18 protein-coding genes are annotated in these 17,689 nt (G+C 42.9%); 13 read left to right on the top strand and 5 right to left on the bottom strand.

All coding sequences use genetic code 11. The features are described 5' to 3' along the window. Positions 1-42: 42 nt before the first annotated feature. The gene (locus tag AAFN85_RS07680; RefSeq protein ID WP_347526525.1) at positions 43-1,098 is read right to left on the bottom strand and encodes an agmatine deiminase family protein; all 1,056 of its coding nucleotides are present in this window, start codon (positions 1,096-1,098) and stop codon (positions 43-45) included. A gap of 148 nt (positions 1,099-1,246) precedes the next feature. Continuing rightward, on the bottom strand, positions 1,247-2,116 hold the full coding sequence (locus tag AAFN85_RS07685) for a carbon-nitrogen hydrolase (protein ID WP_347526526.1): 870 nt from the start codon (positions 2,114-2,116) through the stop codon (positions 1,247-1,249). A 237-nt stretch (positions 2,117-2,353) separates the two neighbouring features. On the opposite strand from AAFN85_RS07685, the gene AAFN85_RS07690 reads away from it, so the two are divergent. The 4 genes from AAFN85_RS07690 (at position 2,354) to AAFN85_RS07705 (ending at position 7,559) form a co-directional block, all read left to right on the top strand. Continuing rightward, positions 2,354-3,313: a lysylphosphatidylglycerol synthase transmembrane domain-containing protein gene (locus AAFN85_RS07690; protein WP_347526527.1), complete on the top strand. Its 960-nt coding sequence runs from the start codon at positions 2,354-2,356 to the stop codon at positions 3,311-3,313. 103 nt (positions 3,314-3,416) lie between these two features. Then, positions 3,417-5,195 (top strand): aromatic amino acid hydroxylase, encoded by a 1,779-nt coding sequence (locus tag AAFN85_RS07695; protein ID WP_347526529.1) that lies wholly within the window; start codon positions 3,417-3,419, stop codon positions 5,193-5,195. Positions 5,196-5,359: 164 nt separating this feature from the next. Continuing rightward, complete coding sequence (locus AAFN85_RS07700) at positions 5,360-6,064, top strand: SDR family oxidoreductase (protein ID WP_347526530.1); 705 nt, start codon at positions 5,360-5,362, stop codon at positions 6,062-6,064. Positions 6,065-6,131: 67 nt separating this feature from the next. Then, positions 6,132-7,559, top strand: a complete 1,428-nt coding sequence (locus AAFN85_RS07705; RefSeq protein ID WP_347526531.1) for a PAS domain S-box protein — start codon at positions 6,132-6,134, stop codon at positions 7,557-7,559. Positions 7,560-7,599: 40 nt separating this feature from the next. Here AAFN85_RS07705 and AAFN85_RS07710 read toward each other — a convergent pair whose 3' ends face one another. After that, entirely contained in the window at positions 7,600-8,226 is a 627-nt protein-coding gene (locus AAFN85_RS07710; RefSeq protein ID WP_347526533.1) for a hypothetical protein, read from the bottom strand. Positions 8,227-8,240: 14 nt separating this feature from the next. Between AAFN85_RS07710 and AAFN85_RS07715 the strand changes: the two genes are divergently transcribed. After that, positions 8,241-8,651: a DUF5668 domain-containing protein gene (locus tag AAFN85_RS07715; protein WP_347526534.1), complete on the top strand. Its 411-nt coding sequence runs from the start codon at positions 8,241-8,243 to the stop codon at positions 8,649-8,651. 360 nt (positions 8,652-9,011) lie between these two features. Here AAFN85_RS07715 and AAFN85_RS07720 read toward each other — a convergent pair whose 3' ends face one another. Then, positions 9,012-10,217 (bottom strand): hypothetical protein, encoded by a 1,206-nt coding sequence (locus AAFN85_RS07720; RefSeq protein WP_347526535.1) that lies wholly within the window; start codon positions 10,215-10,217, stop codon positions 9,012-9,014. Between the two features lie 219 nt (positions 10,218-10,436). On the opposite strand from AAFN85_RS07720, the gene AAFN85_RS07725 reads away from it, so the two are divergent. The 8 genes from AAFN85_RS07725 to AAFN85_RS07760 all read left to right on the top strand — a co-directional run bounded on the left by AAFN85_RS07725 (position 10,437) and on the right by AAFN85_RS07760 (position 16,712). Continuing rightward, positions 10,437-11,294: a LiaF domain-containing protein gene (locus AAFN85_RS07725; protein WP_347526536.1), complete on the top strand. Its 858-nt coding sequence runs from the start codon at positions 10,437-10,439 to the stop codon at positions 11,292-11,294. A 37-nt stretch (positions 11,295-11,331) separates the two neighbouring features. Continuing rightward, a complete protein-coding gene (locus AAFN85_RS07730; protein ID WP_347526537.1) occupies positions 11,332-11,667 on the top strand; it encodes a DUF4288 domain-containing protein in 336 nt (111 codons plus the stop codon). Between the two features lie 21 nt (positions 11,668-11,688). Then, positions 11,689-12,723, top strand: coding sequence for a histidine kinase (locus tag AAFN85_RS07735; RefSeq protein ID WP_347526538.1), 1,035 nt, complete (start codon positions 11,689-11,691; stop codon positions 12,721-12,723). Next, positions 12,720-13,466: a LytTR family transcriptional regulator DNA-binding domain-containing protein gene (locus tag AAFN85_RS07740; RefSeq protein WP_347526539.1), complete on the top strand. Its 747-nt coding sequence runs from the start codon at positions 12,720-12,722 to the stop codon at positions 13,464-13,466. The genes AAFN85_RS07735 and AAFN85_RS07740 overlap by 4 nt, the downstream gene beginning before the upstream one ends. 230 nt (positions 13,467-13,696) lie before the next feature. Continuing rightward, positions 13,697-14,281: a Crp/Fnr family transcriptional regulator gene (locus AAFN85_RS07745; protein WP_347526540.1), complete on the top strand. Its 585-nt coding sequence runs from the start codon at positions 13,697-13,699 to the stop codon at positions 14,279-14,281. A 72-nt stretch (positions 14,282-14,353) separates the two neighbouring features. Next, positions 14,354-15,325 carry a zinc-binding alcohol dehydrogenase family protein gene (locus AAFN85_RS07750; RefSeq protein ID WP_347526541.1) on the top strand — a complete coding sequence of 324 codons (972 nt, stop codon included), beginning with the start codon at positions 14,354-14,356 and terminating at the stop codon, positions 15,323-15,325. A 328-nt stretch (positions 15,326-15,653) separates the two neighbouring features. Beyond that, positions 15,654-16,361, top strand: coding sequence for a L,D-transpeptidase family protein (locus tag AAFN85_RS07755; protein ID WP_347526543.1), 708 nt, complete (start codon positions 15,654-15,656; stop codon positions 16,359-16,361). Between the two features lie 69 nt (positions 16,362-16,430). After that, the gene (locus tag AAFN85_RS07760) at positions 16,431-16,712 is read left to right on the top strand and encodes a hypothetical protein (RefSeq protein WP_347526544.1); all 282 of its coding nucleotides are present in this window, start codon (positions 16,431-16,433) and stop codon (positions 16,710-16,712) included. Between the two features lie 9 nt (positions 16,713-16,721). On the opposite strand, the gene AAFN85_RS07765 is transcribed toward AAFN85_RS07760, so the two are convergent. Continuing rightward, a complete protein-coding gene (locus AAFN85_RS07765; RefSeq protein ID WP_347526546.1) occupies positions 16,722-17,612 on the bottom strand; it encodes a flavin reductase family protein in 891 nt (296 codons plus the stop codon). Positions 17,613-17,689: the final 77 nt, after the last annotated feature.

The raw sequence follows: 17,689 nt of genomic DNA on the forward strand, positions 1-17,689 counted from the left end.
CACAAAAAAGCCCTTCGTTTTAGCGAAGGGCTTTCTAAAATCTTATTCCGGCTCCTGCTGACTCAAACAGTGAAAACTGCCCAGCCCCCAGATAATATCTGTACTATCAATCCCAACAACTTTTCTGTCAGGGAAGCATTGGGTTAATATATCAAGCGCCTTATCATCATTTTTTGAACGATAAGTAGGCACGATCACAGCCGAGTTAGCAATATAAAAATTAGCATACGATGCAGGCAAACGGGTATCATCATAAATAACTGCTTCGGGCATAGGCAACTCAACCACATTTAATTGCTTGCCATTAAGCAGGCGCATGGTTTTCAACGCTTCGAGGTTTTCCTGCAATAGGTGATAATTATCATCATTCTTATCCTCTTCAACAACGGTAACTACGGTATCCTCATTTACAAAACGGGTGATATCGTCAATATGGCCATCGGTATCGTCGCCTACAATACCATCGCCTAACCAAAGTATCTGCTCGGCACCGTAGTAGTTTTGCAGATAGCTTTCTATCTGCGCCTGGTTAAGATGCGGGTTGCGGTTTTTGTTAAGCAGACAGGCTGTTGTAGTTAAAATAGTGCCTTTACCATTAAAATCAACCGAGCCACCTTCCATTACAATTCCGGGATTAAATACCGGCAAACCGAAATGGTTACCTATTTTGGTCGGGATCACATCATCCAGATCGAACGGAGGATATTTACCTCCCCAGGCATTATATCCCCAATCAACAACAACTTTCTGCTTGGTTGCCGGGTTGATCAAAAACGCCGGACCATGATCACGGCACCAGGCATCGTTAGTAGGAAACTCGAAGATCTCAATCTTATTCAGATCCACACCGGCATTCTGCAATTGAAATATCACAGATGCCTTCATATCGGCGTTAGCTACATTAATGCGCACCAACTCGCCTTCGGTAACAACTTTTATAAATTCAATATATGGCGCGTAGATGGTATCAATCTTGCCCGGCCATGAAGCCTCTTTATGCGGCCAGCTTAGCCAGGTAGCGGTATGTTTAGCCCATTCGGCAGGGAACGAAAAGCCTTGCGAAGCGGGTGTTAGTATGGTTGAAATTTGTTGGCTCATAATTTGGTTATGCAAATGTAAGCGTATTACCTTAAAAACGTCATTGCGAGGAACGAAGCAATCCCCGATTAGCAGAGCGGCTCTGTATAGTTTGGGATTGCTTCGTTCCTCGCAATGACGGGTATATTATAATTGTAAACTACAAAAATTAATCTTCGTCCAATAAACGCTTAGTAATTGGCTGATAGCTGTCTATCCTCCTGTCGCGTAAAAACGGCCAGTGACTCCTGTAATAATCCGACTTATCTAAATCCAATTCCTGTACAATAACCTCTTCCTGATCGTGAGTAGTTTGGTGAATAATGGCACCGAACGGATTAGCGAAGAACGAACCTCCCCAGAATTTAACACCAGCTTCTTCACCAACACGGTTAACGCTTACCACGTGGATACCGTTGGCAACCGCGTGCGAACGCTGAATGGTTTGCCATGCGTTGTACTGTTCAACGTTGGTGGCTTCATCCTGAGTTGTAGCCCAGCCTATAGCGGTTGGGTAAAATAATATATCGGCACCCATCAGCGCGGTTATGCGGGCCGCTTCAGGATACCATTGATCCCAGCAGATCAGTACGCCGATACGGGCATATTTGGTATTGAATACTTTGTAGCCCAGATCGCCGGGGGTGAAGTAAAATTTTTCGTAAAAGCCCGGATCATCGGGGATGTGCATTTTGCGGTATTTGCCCAGGTAACTGCCATCGGCATCAAGCACAGCAGTGGTGTTGTGGTAAACGCCTTGTGCACGTTTTTCAAACAATGATGCGATGATCACTACGTTAAGCTCGGCAGCAACTTTCGATAGCTCGTCGGTCGATGGGCCTGGGATGGCTTCGGCCAGCTTAAAATTGTCGTAGTTTTCTTCGTCGCAAAAATAAAGGGAGGTAAAAAGTTCTTGTAAACAAACTACTTGCGCACCTTTTTGGGCGGCTTCCCTTACTTTAACAATGGCTTTTTCCAGGTTCTGCTGTTTATCAGCAGTACAGCTCATTTGCACTATACCAACTTTAACTTTACTCATCTCTTGAAAATTTGCGCAAAAGTAACACTTTGTTTGTTAGGATTGCACCGTTTTAATATTATCATTTAACAGATTACCTTAGGGTTACACAGCAATAAAACCGCGCTGTTAAAAACCGTCACTACAATAAACAATTGATTTACTGGTTTTAATGTTTGGTGAAAACAAAATGAAGTTTTTTTGTTAATTGACTATCCAATACATCGAAATAAAAAAATAACATAGCTTTGCAGCCGAATGACACAAACAGAAGACATCATTGACGAAGGTGCCGAACATAAAACCTGGAAAGGTAAACTTTGGGGCGTTGTAAAAGTAATCCTGATCATTGTAGTAACCGGCGGCCTGCTTTACTATGTATTCAGTAAAGTTCCGTTCGCAAAAATCAAATACCGCTTAGTTCATGCCGATCGTGCCTGGCTTGCCGCTGCTATTGCCTGTTATGTTGGTTCCATGCTTTTTTCTTCGTGGCGGTTATTGAGCTATTTTAAATCAATAGGTCTACGGTTAGATTGGCGCTTTAACCTTCGCTTGTATTTCCTCGGTTTGTGCTATAATGTGTTATTACCAGGCGGTATCGGTGGCGATGGTTACAAAATATACCTGCTGCATAAACGCTATGGTTTACCCACCAAAAAAGTATTCTGGGCTATCCTGTTTGATAGGTTAAGTGGTTTTTGGGCGATAGGCGCTATTGTTGTAGGCCTGGTTATTTTAATACCAAGCTTCCCGTATCATTTGGGCTGGCCACTCAGCATAGTATCTGTTGGCACGGTGATCTATTACTTTGTAGCCCGTAAGTTTTTTAAAGAATATACCCACAATTTTATACAGGCGCACTTAAAAGCCATTGGGGTACAGAGCATGCAGTTGCTTTGTATTGTTTGCTTACTGCTTGCGCAGGATTTTAACGGCAAGTTTGCACCTTACCTGCTGTCATTCCTTTTCTCATCCTTGGCGGCAATTATTCCGTTTAGTTTGGGTGGTGGTGGTATTCGCGACGCGCTGTTCCTTACACTGGCCCGCCAGTTTAACCTTGCCGAAGATATGGCGGTTTATCTGAGCTTCGGGTTCTATCTCATTTCAATTATTGTGGCATTATTTGGTGTATATTATGTACTTGCCCCTAAAAGATTGGATGCCGGAATGAAAAAAAGTGAAGAACCGAAGGACGAAAATCATCCTATAGAAGAATAATATTCTGTTTTATTGCTCATTTTAAAATAATAACCTGAAACTTGTTTTCATGGCAACCATCTGCTAAACTTGGCGTTATTATATCATAAACCGCCGTTTATCCATGAGCCATTTTAATGATTTTAATAACCCGCAGGTTGCGGCATTGCTCGGTCATTTAAAACAATTTATAGTCGACCAGCACTACGAACACTACACCCCTATCGATCACGCGGTATGGCGTTACGTGATGCGCCAAAATTATAGCTACCTTAAAGATGTAGCCTACTACCCATATATTCCCGGTCTGCAAAAAGCCGGGCTAACTATCGAGCATATCCCCAATTTACAGGAGATGAACAATGCCCTCGGCAAAATTGGCTGGGGCGCTGTTACCGTTGACGGCTTTATCCCTCCCGCAGCTTTTATGGAATACCAGGCATATCGCGTACTGGTTATTGCTGCGGATATCCGCCAGTTAAAGCATATTGAATATACCCCTGCTCCTGATATCATCCACGAATCGGCCGGGCATGCGCCTATTATTGCTGATAAGGATTACCATGAGTATTTGAGTTATTTTGGTTCGATAGGTGCCAAAGCCATGTTCTCGGCACAGGATTTTGAACTGTACGAAGCTATCCGTGCGTTATCTATTTTAAAGGAAATGCCGGATGCCGATGAGCAGTCGATTATCAAAGCGGAAGAATACGTTGAGTACTGCCAAAACAACATGGGCGAACCATCTGAAATGGCCCTCCTTAGCCGCCTACACTGGTGGACAGTGGAGTATGGCCTGATAGGTACATTAGAACAACCCAAGATCTACGGTGCCGGTCTACTATCGTCCATCGGCGAAAGCTCCACCTGTATGCAAAAAGATATAGAAAAGCTTTGGTACACCATCGATGCGGTTAAATACAGCTATGATATTACCAAGCCACAACCCCATCTGTTTGTAACGCCCGATTTCCAAAACCTGATCAACGTTTTAGAAGAATTTGCCGATACCATGGCTTTCCGCAAAGGCGGCGCTTTCGGCCTTCAAAAGGCTATCGAAAGCAAAAATACATGCACCGCGGTTTATAGTTCGGGATTACAAGTGTCCGGTACGTTTACCGATTTTAAAACCGACACCGAAGGTAAACCATATTTCATTAAAACCACCGGACCAACGGCCTTAGCATTTGATAACAAGCAGCTGAAAGGCCATGATAAAGGTTACCATAAGGATGGCTTCAGCTCGCCGGTAGGCAAACTTAAAGGCTTTGACAAAGCACTGGAAGATTTTTCTGTAGAGGAATTAAGTACAGCAGGTTTAGAAAAAGGCCAAACAGCCAACCTTCAATTTGAAAGTGGCATTAATTTAACGGGGAAAGTAAAAGACATACATTCAGAAGAAAATAAAATTATCCAGATCACCTTTGTTGACGTAACCGTAGCTGATAAAGATGGCTCAATTCTGTTTGACCCAGCGTGGGGAGTTTATGATATGGCTGTTGGAAGCGAGATCACGTCGGTATTTTGCGGGGCCGCCGATAAGGAAGCTTTTGAAGATATCGCCTACAAATCAAAAACAGAAACCCACCACCCTGTTTATGATCAAAAAACCAAAGAACTGCATAAGCTTTACCAGCAAGTACGTAGCTGCCGTATCAATCATGGCGATTACGGCTATCTCGGTAACGTATGGCAACAACTGCAAAAAGACCATCATGACGACTGGCTTTGCGCTTTAGAGATTTTGGAAATACTGGATCATGAAGACATCGAGCCAGCAATTGCCGCTGAGATCAGAAGTTTCCTGGAACAAAAAACTATAGACGAGCCGGAATATAAAAAATTGATAAACGATGGTTTTTACTTGATCAAGCATCCGGTTGAGCAAAAATTGGTAGTTTAGCAATTCAAACACCGCGTCATTGCGAGGTACGAAGCAATCCCCGATTAGCAGAGTAGCTACACAAGTCTCTCTGTAAAGTTCGCGATTGCTTCGTACCTCGCAATGACGTGTAGAAATAGAATCCGTTAACACAATCATTCCCCCTTTAGGGGGTTAGGGGGCTTATGAACATCATAATAACAGGCGCGAGCAGCGGCGTAGGTTTTGAAGCTGTAATTGAACTGATACTATCGGGAAATCACAAAGTGATAGCCCTGGCCCGTTCGCAGGATAAACTGGAGCGGTTATTAGAAATTGCCCATGGCCTAAACCCAGATTGCCAGCTTTTTGCACTGAAATTTGATATTGTTCATGACGATTACGAAGGTCTGCAGCAATTTATAGCCGCGCAGTTTGATAACCGGGTTGATATCCTCATTAACAACGCCGGCGTGCTCATCAACAAACCATTCACCCAACTTTCCGAATCGGACTTTGTTGAAATGCTGCAAAGCAATTTTATCGGTCATGTTAGGGCTATTCAATCTTTGTTACCTTTAATGCCTGCAGGTGCGCATATTTTAAACATCGGTAGTATGGGTGGTTTCCAGGGGAGTTCAAAGTTCCCGGGACTGGCAGCTTATTCGGCCAGTAAATCGGCTTTGCACACTTTAACCGAATGTTTGGCGCAGGAACTGGCCGACCAAAATATTAAAGTAAACTGCCTTGCCTTAGGTTCGGCACAAACCGAAATGTTGGAACAGGCTTTTCCGGGTTACGAATCGCCGGTGATGGCTTTTGAAATGGGCAAATACATTGCAGATTTTGCACTAACGGGCAGCAAGTTTTTTAACGGTAAGATAATACCCGTAGCTTCTACAACTCCCTGAAATATTGCTTGATATTGTAAACATTTTTTATAATTTAGATATTATAAATATGTTAGTCACTTAGCGTATGGATGCCAAAATCATATCACTTTTTACACACTCCAAAGATGTTTTCTTTGTGATGGATATGGATGGAGCCATCCGCTATACCAATCAGGCCTTTCTCGATACTTTTAATTATTCGCCTGCCGATCTGGAAGGTTTAAATATCGAATCCATTTGCCACCCTGCAGATAAAGAACGCAAGGACGAGAACATGGGGGCTTTGCTTCGCGATAAAAAGCTCACCGGTTATCAAAGCCGGATAAAAGCGAAGGACGGTTGCTATTTCAGTATGATCTGGTCGCTGGTGCTGGACGATGACGGATTTATCTACTCTGCAGGTAATGTGCTAACCGGCATGATCTGCAATGAAAGCCACGATATAGTTGAGCATACCATTAAAAGCCTGAACGAGGGCTTTGCTGTACTTGATTCCAACTGGACGGTTATCGGCTTTAATCCCGCTTTTGAGGCCATGGCCAACCTGGAACACGCCGAACTGCAGAAAACAAATTTTATGCAGATCAAAGACCTTGGCATTAATAACAAGGTTGAAGCAGAGTTTTCGCACTCCCTAACCAACAATTGCACAACACAGGTTCAATTCCTCAACACCTACTCCAACACCTGGCTGCGCATCAATGTATATCCTTACAAAAACCGCCTCGCTGTTTTTATAAGGGACATCACCGAAATAAAAATGCAGGAATGGGTATTAAAGCTTGAAAAAGATGTATTGGAGTTAAATGCCTCCACCCAAAATACCCTCGCCCAAAATACCGCCGAACTGCTTAAAGGCATAGAAAATATTTTTCCGGAGATGCTTTGTTCTGTGCTGGAGGTTGATGATAACGATAAACTGATTACACTTGCCGCACCAAGACTACCGAAACCCTACTGCGATTCGATAGAAGAGTTACCTATAGGGCCAAATGCTGGTTCATGCGGTACGGCAGCATTTCATCGTAAACAAATTATAGTAAGCGATATTGAGAATGATCCGCTTTGGATAAATTATAAACACCTGGCCAAACCTTATGGATTAAAAGCCTGCTGGTCTACCCCGGTCATCAGCTCGAAGGGGGCTAAGGTACTGGCAACCTTCGCCATATATTATACAACCCCGCGCGAACCAAACGAATTGGAATTAGGTATCATAGCCCGTACAGTTAATATTTTGAGGGTGCTAATTGAAAGCAAACGCACCGAAGAAAACATTATGGAGCAAAACCACAGGCTCCAAACCATTGCCAATATCAGTTCGCACGAGTTACGCCGACCGGTGGCAACCATAATGGGGCTGGTTAATTTGTTTGACAACGAAGATCTGTTAAACCCTTTGAATAAAGAGATCATGACCCACCTCGATACCACCTCGCAGGAGTTGGATGGGGTGATACATTCTATTGTTGAACGTACGGTTTATATTAAGGCCAGCGGTACTGATAATTAGTATTTAGTATCGCTAATAATTTTATCTGGATAGTAAAAGCTTATAAGTTAAGCTTTGCTCTGTATTGCCTCTCGGCAGCGTAACAACTATGAAATTTTGAGATAGATGACTCGTCAATTTCCAAAACCGATAAAAGGTCGCGAAAAGGATATGCCAATGCTTCTCCTTCTACATAATAAGAACCGGGTATCCGTTTGCCTGACCTAAACGCGGCATGGCAGCCGCCGCCTAAAGTATCCTGAACTATTCCAAACTCTTCGTATTCTAAATTCAGCTTTCTGATCAGATCGTAGATTTGCCCTGGGAGGAAATCTTCATCAACCTTAAAAATATTATCGGGATCGTATTCTGCTCTTAATGTACCGTTATCAAAATCCACTATAAAATGTTCCACCCAGGGACTGTAGCTATTGATAACAATAGTTGTTAATCCATCTTTCAAAAAATGAGGAAATTCAAGCGGCACATCAACAATCTGTTTGGTCACGATATAAGAAATTTCGGCAGCCATAATGTTTAAATATCCTAAGATAATAAAACCGCTAACCGGTAGTAATAATTCCCATCCTTTTTCACCGCCTTTATCCCCCTTTTTACCGACATCTCCCCCACCATCGCCAACTATCAATTGACCGCCCTGCCCTGTTGCTGTAGTTTTGGGTAACATTAAAACTTAAAACAATGAACAACGATATAACAACCCCTCAAGAAAATAAAAAAAATGGCAAGGTCATGTTAGGGGTAATTTTATTAGCAGCCGGTGGTTTATTATTGGTTGATCAGTTGGATGCTTTCTTCATTCCTGATTGGTTGTTCAGCTGGCCAATGTGGTTAATAGGCTGGGGTGCTATAATGGGTGCCAAGCACAACTTCCAGAAACCATCATGGATAGTAATGATACTGATAGGCATCATATTTTTAATAAACGATAACGTTCATAATGCCGATAACATCACATGGCCAATTGGCTTGATAGTATTGGGTGCCTGGATAGCCCTTCGCCCCGCCAAACAAGCCGACCGGGATTTTTGGGAAAAGAACGAGAAAGCCAAACAACACTTCAACTTCGAAGAACCTAAAACCGAAGCTTAAAAGCGCAATCAACCCATCATATATATACTGGAAAGCCGGGGCATTTTTAAAAAGCCCCGGCTTTTTTTGTGTGCCGCTTATTAATTTTAGGAGGGTGTTCAATTTTTAAAAGTGTAAACACTTTACGTTACGTCATAATCACAATATCCTAATAATCAAATAATTACAATTTACCTATTCGACTCAACTTAACAACTTTGAACACACAAATATTGACAATCAACAACTTGCGTTTTACAAAAGCAAAAGATTGAACACCTGCTTTTTAAAAAATTGAACACCTGTTTTTCAAAAAGCTAAACACCTCGTTTTTCAGAAGTATTACACTTCAATAAACTGATCGTTAACATAGCACTACTGTTATCGGCTAACATAAAACCATCGCATTTTTAAAAGCCCCGGCTTTAAATTTACCTGAACTGTATCGCCAATCCTTACCTCATTATAAAAAGATTTATTAACCTCAACTTCTTCGCTCTCGGCAGGACCCCATTTGCTTAGGGTTAAATTATATGTGGTGTACTTATCGGTAGATAGCCGATGAGCAAGCACCTGTGCAGTATATACTTTAGGCTCGCTGTGATCAAAATTGCAGTTAATTATAACAGGTGTAGTAAAACTATATAGCAATACAAATACGGCACCATTAAGCCAGGTTGTTTGGTTGAAACGTGTTGTCTGTTGCGCGCCCAGCACTAAGCGTACAAACGCAGTTCCTGATACCGCTATGGCTAACAGTGCCGGCAGCAAGGTATCTGTAAAATGCATCAGCTTAAAATCAGTAAAGGTCCGTATTACAAGCGCCACCGGCGGCATGATCAATGCTATGCTCAAAGATGGAAATACCGTTTCCTTCTTTTTATCAGTCCTGTTAAAAGTAACTGCATCACGCTTTAAATAAAACACAAACATCACTACCCATGGCCAAATTAATCCTGTTAAAATAACATAATTATAAGGTTTGGGATAGGCAAACAACCACAAGCATAACGCACCGCCGGCATAGTTAAAATAAGAACAAAACTGTTTTAAACGTTTCAATTCGGCCAGCCGCTCTTCTGTGGTGTATCCGAAGCTATTATTTGTTTGAACCTCGGCTATTTCAATTTGGTGTTGCTCGGCGTCAAGATCTGTACAATACATATTTAGCCATGCTCGTATTTCATGATAATGGTTGAAAAATATATAGTCGCCCAGGTTTATTTTTTTTTTCGATTTATCAACTGGCAGGATCATCAGTTTTTTACCATTTAAAAACTCATAACCTTTAATCTCATACATTAATAACTCCCTGCTGCTAAAATAGCCGGCTCTTTTTATACCGTTTTGAGAGATGGTTATTTTAGTTGCTTTTAATTCAACAAAAATGTAAATGCAGAGTATGATCAATAATATCCCTATTAACACCACCCACCGGCTTTTTTCATTAACCGATTCATAGATCGACCCGGCGCTGCCTGCAAGCATAACCGCTATAAAGATGTATAGAAATATTTTCGTTCCGGTGGTTAAAGTGTATTCCCTTTCAAATGACAGGTCACGTACCGGGCCAAACTCCTGATTCATACTTTTGTGATAAAGTTTAGTAAGCGGTTATTTTTCGATAAAAACCGTTGCAACTTACAATTTTTTATTTTTGCCGCATGTTAAAAAATCAACCGCAAACTTTTTCACCGTTAAAATATCCCCACTCACCGAGAACATGAAATATATCGCCAGTTTTTGTTTGGCTTAACTATAATGTTACCTTAGTTTTGGATATGATTTCAATTTGCAGATAATACAATGAACAACGATATAGAACATAAAGATCCTAACAAACGCAAAACCGTTGCCGGGATCATTTTACTTGCTGTGGGCGGCTTCTTGCTGCTACAGCAATTCCGCATATTTTTCATACCCGATGGCCTTAAACTTTGGCCGGTATGGCTCCTTTTTTGGGGTTGGTATATAGGCGCTAAAAATCACTATAAAAAATCATCATGGGTTTTACTGGTTGGCTTGGGCGTAGTGTTCCTGGTAACCGAAAACATTCATGATTCGGGCCGGATTGTTGGTCCGCTGGCTGTAATAGGCTTTGGCATGTGGCTGATATTAAGAAGGAACAAACACTTCGATCCTCAAAACTGGAAAAACGAGTTTAAAGTTAACGACTGGGATAAATGGGGCAAAAAAGAACCTTTTCAGTTTGATAAAAGCGAGCCGGTTGTTGATTATACCGTAAAAGACGAAGGTACAGATGTACCACCACCGGTTGATCCATACGCTCAAAAGCAGGAAAACTTCAACTCTAAATACACCGGCGATGATTATATCGATACCGTATCCATATTTGGCGGGGTTAATAAAACCATCCTTTCCAAAAAATTCCGTGGTGGTGATATCGTAAACATTTTTGGCGGTGCCGAGCTTGATTTTACACAAGCAGATATCAATGGCCGTATAGTAATTGATATCACACAGATCTTCGGCGGTACCAAGATCATCGTACCATCAAACTGGCAGGTGGTATCAGACCTTGCTGCTGTGTTCGCCAGCGTTGATGATAAACGCATCCGCAGTACTGCCAGCGTAGGCAGCGAGAAGGTGCTGGTACTTACAGGCGTATCTATTTTTGCGGGTGTTGATATCCGCAGTTATTAATTAACACAACTAAAAACTACCTATTAAAATAAATATCATGAACTGGTATGTAGCAAAATTAGTTTTCAGGGTGATAAGCGGCGATGGCGACCACCAGGCGCAATTTGACGAGCAACTGCGTTTAATTAGTGCCGATAGCGAACTGCTAGCTTACGAAAAAGCAAACCGCATTGGCCACGCCAACCAGGATAGCTTTAAAAACATTGAGAAGCAAACCGTAAAATGGCAGTTTATTGATGTTGCCGAGCTTAACCGGCTACCCGAGCTTACCGACGGCACCGAGCTATACTATAATATCCACGAAACGCCCGATGCCGACCTTTATATTGCCTGGGCGCATCATAAATCGGCCTTGTTAGGCGTTAGGAACTAAAACCTTAAACATTTATCAGTTTTGGAAGTACCAAACATACAAACATCAAAACTATACGCGGCATTTGTGGTGTGCGGCCTTGCATGGGCAGCCTTGCAAACCTATATTATCCATAGTTTTGGCTTCGTTTGGTTTATCACTATAACCGATGGCCTGCTCAGCGCCATATTATTATCATGCGCGTGCTGGCTCATTAACAATAACCTCCGCTACTACCAGCCGGGCAGGGGCAGCTATATTAACCTGTTTATATGGTGTGTTGCCTTGGCGGGCATCTGTACCGCGGGTTGCCGTTACCTTTTACCGCTAATTAATACCGATCAGATCTACAACAATTTCCTGTCCCAATCACTCATTATCCGTTTCTTCACCGATTTCCTGGCTATTGGCTGGATGGCCATGATCAGCTTGTTGTGGTATTCGCAGATAGACCAGAAAGAAACCCTTAAACGCAAAACCGAGGCCGAGCAATTAGCCCGCGAAGCCGAACTTTATAATTTGAGGCAGCAATTACAGCCTCACTTTTTATTCAATAGTCTTAACTCTATCAACGCGCTCATCGGCTTTAAGCCTGATGAAGCCCGCAGGATGATTCACCAGTTATCGGATTTTTTGCGCGGCACGTTGAAAAAAGATGATCAGCTGCAGGTTACCCTTAATGATGAGTTGGCGCATCTTAATCTTTATCTTGATATTGAAAAAGTGCGCTTTGGGCACCGGTTACAAACCGAGATCAGCTGCGATTCGATATGTGGTACAGCCACGCTCCCATCCATGCTGTTACAACCCCTGGTTGAAAATGCCATTAAGTTTGGTTTATATGATACCATTGGCGAGGTTACCGTGAGCATCCGCGGCGAGATGGAGGATGGCTATTTAACATTAATGGTTCAAAACCCGTACGATCCTCAAACATCAAAGCCTAAAAAAGGTACCGGTTTTGGTTTGCGGGGAGTACAACGTAGATTATATTTGCTGTACGCCCGCAACGATTTGATGGAAACCCACGCGAGCGATGATCTGTACACAACCATTATAAAAATACCGCAGCTATGAAGCGAGCTTTAATTATTGACGACGAACCTTTGGCCCGCATGGTAGTGAGGGAATACCTGCTTGATTTTAAAGATATTGAACTGATACAGGAATGTAACGACGGCTTTGAAGGCCTCAAAGCCATTCAACAACATCAGCCCGACCTGGTTTTCCTGGACATCCAGATGCCTAAAATCACCGGCTTTGAAATGCTGGAACTGGTTGAGCAGCCCCCTGCCGTAATTTTCGCTACCGCCTTTGATCAGTACGCCATAAAAGCTTTTGAAGCCCACGCTGTTGATTATTTGTTAAAACCCTTCAGCAAAGAACGTTTTAATAAAGCCGTGGAGAAATTCCTGGCTACAGCCGCGCCAAAACCCGCAGCCAAGCAAACCGAAGAATTGTTGGAAACCGCGGCAACGCAATCGCCAGCCCAGCATGAGCGCATTGTGGTAAAAACAGGCACTAAAGTAAAGATCATCCCGGTAGCTGACGTTGAGTACCTGCAGGCCGATGATGATTATGTAAGCGTGATCACCAAAGAAGGCTCATACCTTAAAAATAAAACCATGAGCTTTTTTGAGCAAACACTTGATCCTAATCATTTTGTGCGTGTGCACCGCTCATATATAGTAGCTATCCAGCAAATTACCCGTATCGACCCGTATGAGAAGGACGCCCATTTGGCCATTTTAAAATCGGGTGCTAAGATCCCGGTTAGCAAAACGGGATATGTGAAGTTGAAGCAGGTTTTGGGGATATAAGTTATTTAGAAGTACATAAATTGAAGTATGTCATTTCGATAGAGCTGGGGTGGGATTGAGCGCAGGGGCGAAAGAGAAATCTTGTACGCCCTGCAAGGCCACAATGTATGCGTAAAAACAGGGCGTACAAGATTTCTCCTCACGCCCCCCACAGGCCGTCGCTCGTTCGTCGAAATGACATTCGTTTTTATCGTACATAGAAAAACATATTTCCATCTTTATCTTAGCACATGCTTTTCCACTTCAAAGATCAATTTCCGCATCTGAGCACTTATTGGGATAAATACCTGCCCCACCAAAAGCGTCTTGAAGTACCGGCCAAAACCATTTTACTGGAAGAAGGAAAAGTATCCCAACAATACATCTACATAGAAAAAGGTTGTGTACGAATGTTTTTCAACAGCAACGGCGATGAAAAAACAGTGCAATTCTTTTTCGAGAACGAAGGCCTGACCTCGCTGGAGAGTTTTGTTAACGATACCCCCAGCGCCTTTACCGTAGAAACACTGGAACCCTCGGTAGTATATCTGCTCCACAAAAAATACGTAGACCAGCTGATGGACGAGATAAGCCACGAACCCGGCTTTTCAAAAATGATGCTCCGGATCTTCTCACGCCGCCAAATGCATTATACCAACGAACTGATCTCTTTTATCCGCGACACTCCCGAACAGCGCTACCAAAACCTGCTTACCGAACGCCCTCATATAGTACAGCGGGTGCCTCAACATTACATTGCCTCGTACCTTGGTGTAAGCACCGTGCACTTAAGCCGTATTAAAAGCAAGCTGGCTAAAGGCAAGCCCCATTTTTAAACTTGATAACATATGTTATCGTTGTAGCATTACTGGCCGACCTAATTTTGTTCTATCAAAAATAAAGCAATAATGAAAGCAGCAGTAATATATCAAAAAGGCGAAATGCCACAATACACAGATTTTGCCGAACCGATAGTAGAAAACGATGACGAACTATTGGTAACCATTAAAGCCGTAGCCATAAAACACTTTGATAAAGGCCGTGCAGCGGGTACACACTATGCGAGCGAGAAGTCTAAAACCAACGGACAGGTACCAGGCGGCGACGGCGTGTGTCTGTTAGCCGACGGAACTCGGGTGTACGGAATGGGCGTAAGCGGCATGTTAGCCGAAAAAGGAACCATTAACAAAAACCGGATGGTAAAACTACCCGAAGGCCTTGGTGATGTCGAGGCTGCAGCCCTGCCTAATGCCATAATTGGCGCGGCTATGGGTTTACGATTTAAAGCGGATATCCAACCCGGCGATGTGGTACTGATAAACGGCGCTACCGGTTTTACCGGCCGGGTAGCCATTCAAATTGCCAAACACTATGGCGCGGGAAAAGTTATCGCTACGGGCAGGAACCTGCAATCGTTAGATGATTTGTTGGCGCTGGGTGCTGATAAAGTTATTTCTGTTTTGCAGGATGATGAACAGTTTATCAACCAGGTCAAAACCATCCATGCACAAACGCCTATCGATGTGGTGATAGATTACTTATGGGGCCACACTGCCGAAATGATATTATGTTGTTTAAAAGGTGAAGGCTCGTTCACTAACCGCATCAGGTATGTTTCTGTGGGCAGTATGGGTGGTGATATTATCCAACTATCGGCAGCCAACATGCGGAGTGTTGATTTGCAATTAAGCGGATCGGGGCTTGGGGCCTGGTCTAAAAAGCAGGTCGGTTTAGTTTTTACTGAGATTTTGCCGGAGATGTTTCAATTGGCCGTTGAAGGTAAACTGAAAGTTGAAACAGTAAATGTCAAACTGAAAGATATTGCCGAATTGTGGGATTTGGATGTGCCGGGTGGGAAACGGTTGGTGGTTACGATATAAGTTTTCCAACTCTCTTCTTAAGCCTGTGGCTTGTGTTTTCATCACAGCTGTTCGGAAGAAATAAAAGAAGCGGGGGAAAGTGCGATTCCCTCCCTTGGGAGGGTGTAGGGAGGGGTTTATACAATATGCTTATCCGTTAAGCGAGGCGAACAAACCCCTCCCTGCCACTACGCAATCCACCGCTCCCCTCCCGAGGGAGGGAACTAAAAATCTTCCGAACAGCTGTGATGAAAACACCGACCACAAGCTTAATGACATTTTTTATTTTTCCACCCCCACATAATCATTCCCCTGATTTTCCGTTATCCATGAAAACCAATCACAATAAATGCCTAAACTCCTAACCCTGCTGCTATTGTTACTGTTAATAGCGCCACCCAAAACTGAGATCCCTGATAGCAAACGCGCCAGCGATGTGCGCAGTAAAGTATGGCCCAAACTACAACAGGAACTTAAAACCAAAGGATTTGCCACTAACGGACCAGCAGTTTACATCCGCATTATTAAAGACCTGAGTATATTAGAGCTTTGGGCAAAACAAGACAACAAATACAAACTGTTTAAAACCTACGATGTATGCACCTACTCTGGCGGCCTGGGAACCAAAACCCACGATGGCGATGGCAAAAGCCCGGAAGGGTTTTACACCATCGAGCCGAAACAACTTAACCCGGTAAGCAATTATTACCTGGCCATTAACGTTGGCTATCCAAATAAAGTTGAGCAGCTAAAAGGCTACACCGGCAACTCGATTATGGTAAATGGCAACTGCGCTTCCATAGGCTGCTACGCTATGACCGACGCGCGAATTGAAGAAATTTACACCTTAGTTTACCAGGCTTTTGCCGCAGGACAACAACAGATCAGAGTTGATATTTTCCCTTTCAGAATGGATGAAACGCGTTTAAAACTTTATAACGCCTACTATCCTAACCAAACCGCTTTTTGGCGTACACTTAAACCAGGGTATAGTTTATTTGAGAAGAACCATGTGCCAGCAGAGTATCATGTAAAAGGAAAGGATTATACCTTTTAACTAAGTAGTATTTATTGCACCTTTGAATAACCATATAATGTTACAGCCTATGCAATCACCAGTTAATAAATGAAGAAAGCGTTAATTGAAACCGGATTACTATTACTAAGCCTCGCCATATTTTATGTTTTACAGTTCTTGAGGACTTTTATAGTGTTCTTTTTATACGGTGAAGGAGTTTCGGCAGACAAGCAATACGACAAATGGTTGTTTATATTAGCGGTCATTCAAATATTAGCGATTGTTATTCTCTACCTTAAAAAAGTTCTTTATAAAACCATACTCTCCGTTACTTTAAGTATAGTTGCGGTAATTGCTTTGTGTTGGTATATTTTTCAAACAAGCATTTAGCAATTCTACTTATTCCATTAACAACACTATCAACGCCTCTTCCACCCTACCCTCATTAAGCAATTGTTTTGCTTTAAGGTGCAGTTGCAGTTCACGTGTCTGGCTATCGCCAATTGTCGCGTCGAGTACTTCTTTTATTTCTGGTGTTAGGGCAAAAGCCTCGATAGCTTCATCTGAAGGAATAGTTTCAAGATTACCTAACTGCCCAAGGTTATTCCCTGTTAGTACCCGCGAGTTGCGGATAGCATAGGGCAAAGCATCAACACCAATACCTATTTTAATATTTGGCTTTGCTACTTTAAACAAATTATCCTGGTTAACCCGGCAATACCAATCACCGCCCAAGCGGGCAACATGATCCATTTTGGCCTGATCTATGGTTCCATCCGCGCCTAAAACGGCATCATTGATATGGATCCGTTTAATTTCGGCAATTACCAGGTTTCCGGCACCGGCACCATCCCCCAAAGCGATCATTTCTTTTACAGTACACTCCAGTTGAACATACGACTCGGCAACGCGCGGAGGTTTAACCACTTCGGATGGTATTGGTGTAAGGCCTGATTTGATGAACTCATTCACGCCCTGCGCATACTCCACACTCGAAAGCGATGTTTGCTGTACCATATCATAATTCACAATATTGATCACACATTCGGGCACTTCACGGATGTTTTCGAGTGTGTGCTTAGTGGTGTTGTCCCTTACCCTTCTCGACGGAGAGAAAACACATACCGGCGGATTTACACTAAAAAGATTGAAATAGCTAAAGGGACTGAGATTTACATTTCCATCACTATCAATGGTAGATGCCAGGCAGATTGGCCGTGGTGCAATTATGAAATTAAGATAGCCTTGAAGCTGAATTGGTGAAATATCGGATGGGTTGATGATGGGCATGAGATCTCTCAAAGACGTCATTGCGAGGTACGAAGCAATCCCAAACTTTACAGGGCGACCTGAATGGTTTCTTTGCC

This window comes from Mucilaginibacter sp. CAU 1740, assembly GCF_039839285.1.
GTDB lineage: Bacteria > Bacteroidota > Bacteroidia > Sphingobacteriales > Sphingobacteriaceae > Mucilaginibacter.